The following is a 2,500-nucleotide window of genomic DNA, read 5'->3' as shown; positions in this document are numbered from 1 at the left end:
AGCGAAAGCGAGTCTGAATAGGGCGACAGAGTTTGACGGATTAGACCCGAAACCCGGCGATCTAGGCATGACCAGGATGAAGGTGGGGTAACACCCACTGGAGGTCCGAACCGATTAACGTTGAAAAGTTACCGGATGAGTTGTGTTTAGGGGTGAAAGGCCAATCAAGCCGGGAAATAGCTGGTTCTCCGCGAAAACTATTGAGGTAGTGCCTCGGATGGACACCTTATGGGGTAGAGCACTGGATGGTTGCGGGGGTCGCGAGATCTACCAATACTAACCAAACTCCGAATACATAAGAGTGATATCCGGGAGACAGACGGCGGGTGCTAAGGTCCGTCGTCAAAAGGGAAACAGCCCTGACCTACAGCTAAGGTCCCCAAGTCGTGTCTAAGTGGGAAAGCATGTGGGAATCCCAAAACAACCAGGAGGTTGGCTTAGAAGCAGCCATCCTTTAAAGAAAGCGTAACAGCTCACTGGTCTAAACAAGGGTTCCTGCGGCGAAGATGTAACGGGGCTCAAGACACGCACCGAAGCTTAGGGTGTGAACTTTGGTTCACGCGGTAGCGGAGCGTTCCGTACGCCTGTGAAGCGATCTGGTAATGGGTCGTGGAGGTATCGGAAGTGCGAATGCAGACATGAGTAGCGATAAAAAGGGTGAGATGCCCTTTCGCCGAAAGACCAAGGGTTCCTGCGCAAGGCTAATCCGCGCAGGGTGAGCCGGCCCCTAAGACGAGCCCGAAGGGGGTAGTCGATGGGAACCACGTTAATATTCGTGGGCCTGGTGGTGTGTGACGGATGGCGTGTGTTGTCAGCTCTTATCGGATTGAGCTGGCTTCGAAGCTGTCCCGGGAAATAGCCCCACCGTATAGACCGTACCCGAAACCGACACAGGTGGTCAGGTAGAGTATACCAAGGCGCTTGAGAGAAGTGTCCTGAAGGAACTCGGCAAATTGCCTCCGTACCTTCGGAAGAAGGAGGCCCAGCATAGGCGCAAGCTCTTGCTGGGGGCACAGGCCAGGGGGTAGCGACTGTTTAGCAAAAACACAGGGCTCTGCTAAGTCGGCTTCAAGACGACGTATAGGGCCTGACGCCTGCCCGGTGCCTGAAGGTTAAGTGGAGGGGTGCAAGCTCTGAAATGAAGCCCAGGTAAACGGCGGCCGTAACTATAACGGTCCTAAGGTAGCGAAATTCCTTGTCGGGTAAGTTCCGACCTGCACGAATGGCGTAACGACTTCCCCACTGTCTCCAGGACATGCTCAGCGAAATTGAATTCTCCGTGAAGATGCGGAGTACCCGCGGTTAGACGGAAAGACCCCGTGCACCTTTACTGCAGCTTCAGAGTGGCATTAGGAAAGAACTGTGTAGCATAGGTGGGAGGCTTTGAAGCGTCGGCGCCAGCTGACGTGGAGCCATAGGTGAAATACCACCCTGTTGTTTTCTGATGTCTAACCTGCGCCCGTGAAACCGGGCGAGGGACCCTCTGTGGCGGGTAGTTTGACTGGGGCGGTCGCCTCCTAAAGAGTAACGGAGGCGCGCGAAGGTTGGCTCAGGACGGTTGGAAACCGTCTGTTAGAGTGCAATGGCATAAGCCAGCCTGACTGCGAGACTGACAAGTCGAGCAGAGACGAAAGTCGGTCATAGTGATCCGGTGGTCCCTCGTGGAAGGGCCATCGCTCAACGGATAAAAGGTACGCCGGGGATAACAGGCTGATAACCCCCAAGAGCTCATATCGACGGGGTTGTTTGGCACCTCGATGTCGGCTCATCACATCCTGGGGCTGGAGCAGGTCCCAAGGGTTTGGCTGTTCGCCAATTAAAGTGGTACGTGAGCTGGGTTCAGAACGTCGCGAGACAGTTTGGTCCCTATCTGCCGTGGGCGTCGAAATTTGAGAGGAGTTGCCCCTAGTACGAGAGGACCGGGGTGAACGTACCTCTGGTGTACCTGTCGTCGTGCCAACGGCGCAGCAGGGTAGCTATGTACGGACGGGATAACCGCTGAAAGCATCTAAGCGGGAAGCCTCCCTCAAGATAAGATTTCTTAGGACGGTCGGAGACCACGACCTTGATAGATCGGATGTGGAAGCGCGGTAACGCGTGAAGCTAACCGATACTAATTGTCCTATTCGCGCTTGAAGAGTCCCACCATCAACGTCAGCACTGGCTGACCGGCATGGTTGATCTCACCACCTTGATTTCATCGATTTGAAACCCTTGTGCACCCGCTTCATTGCCTGGTGGCTATAGCGTCTGTGAACCACCCGATCCCATCCCGAACTCGGCCGTGAAACCAGCCTGCGCCAATGGTACTACTGCCTAAGCAGTGGAAGAGTAGGTCGTCGCCAGGCATTGAAGCCGGTGCACAAAACCCATTCACATGTCTCAACACCCTCGCGCCCACATACGGGCGCCCCAGGTGACGCGGGGTGGAGCAGCCCGGTAGCTCGTCAGGCTCATAACCTGAAGGTCACAGGTTCAAATCCTGTCCCCGCAACCAACA

At 55.3% G+C, this 2,500-nt stretch carries 1 tRNA gene and 2 rRNA genes (1 of these 3 cut by a window edge); all 3 read left to right on the top strand.

The annotated features are described in order from the left end of the window. Positions 1 to 2,137: ribosomal RNA gene (locus QLH51_RS19565) — 23S ribosomal RNA — on the top strand (it extends 684 nt beyond the left edge of the window). 96 nt (positions 2,138 to 2,233) lie between these two features. Then, a 5S ribosomal RNA gene (gene rrf, locus QLH51_RS19560) occupies positions 2,234 to 2,348 on the top strand. 72 nt (positions 2,349 to 2,420) lie between these two features. Continuing rightward, positions 2,421 to 2,497: transfer RNA gene (locus QLH51_RS19555), tRNA-Met, on the top strand. Positions 2,498 to 2,500: the final 3 nt, after the last annotated feature.

The sequence above is a fragment of the Sphingomonas sp. 2R-10 genome, from assembly GCF_030062225.1.
Taxonomy (GTDB): Bacteria; Pseudomonadota; Alphaproteobacteria; order Sphingomonadales; family Sphingomonadaceae; genus Sphingomonas.
This window is presented reverse-complemented; position numbering and strand designations above follow the sequence as displayed.